Below are 981 nucleotides of genomic sequence, written 5' to 3'. Positions count from 1 at the left end.
GCGTTTTTTCATAACCTTCTCCTTATTTATGATATTCAACAAAATAGCTAATCATAGTTCCCTTATGGTATACAATAAAAGCAACATTTCCTTGTATCTTATTCAAATTTACAAGTCAGATTCGCTGCATCCAGAGTTGGAATTTCACTGTTAACCGATTCTTTTTCACTCATTCTTTCGCATGCTCCTTATTTATAATCAGGTCAATCAGGATGTTTTAAATGTTAGCAAATTAATTAGAAACACTATTTCTATCATCTATCCAACTTGAAACTATCTCACTCATTCCATCATTTGGGTTATCCTTAAAAGCAATATTAACATTCAATCGATAACCTTTTGTATTATTATAAGATTCCGCTCCACTTATTGATAAAATGTGTTCTCCATTTGAATTAAGGAAATTATTTATTGTAGAGTCATCACTAATATAATAGATTTCAAACACATTGCGATTTGAAAAATATTGAAACTTTTCAAGCTTCATTTGAGATAAAACATCTCTATTCAAACTTAATGTTTGGAATAGAAAACTTTTATAACCCCAAATTTTTTCCGCTACCTCATTGTTAGAAAATATAAATTGACCATCTTTATATTCTACATCAACATGGTCTTTCACTTCTTCTTTATATGGTTCGGTAGATATTTTTATAGTCTCTATCTTTCCTTTTATGGTTTGATTTTCTGCATCTCCATCTAAGGAAACTACTGTTCTGAGCGAATCCTTATAGAATGTTTGAGTAATATTAAACCCTTCCGGAAATTGCTTAAACAAATCAAAGAGATTTTCAGTTGGATAAACACGACTGACCTCAGAGACTTTGTTCTCAATCCATACTCGACTGTTCTTATTTTCTCCACATCCTACCAATCCTATCATAATCAATCCTCCTAAAAGTAACATTGCGAAAAACATGCGTTTTTTCATAACCTTCTCCTTATTTATGATATTCAACAAAATAGCTAATCATAGTTCCC

At 30.7% G+C, this 981-nt stretch carries 1 protein-coding gene; it reads right to left on the bottom strand.

What is annotated here, in order from left to right:
* Positions 1 to 232: 232 nt before the first annotated feature.
* Entirely contained in the window at positions 233 to 931 is a 699-nt protein-coding gene (locus GMD6S_RS09500; RefSeq protein ID WP_000746966.1) for a hypothetical protein, read from the bottom strand.
* Positions 932 to 981: the final 50 nt, after the last annotated feature.

The organism is Streptococcus sp. GMD6S (assembly GCF_000297015.1).
The sequence above is the reverse complement of the archived record's forward strand: the minus strand, read 5'-3'. Positions and strand labels throughout refer to the sequence as shown.

Coding starts and splice junctions, on each gene's coding strand:
- GMD6S_RS09500 (WP_000746966.1), bottom strand. CDS start 931: ATGAAAAAACGCATGTTTTTCGCAATGTTACTTTTAGGAGGATTGATT.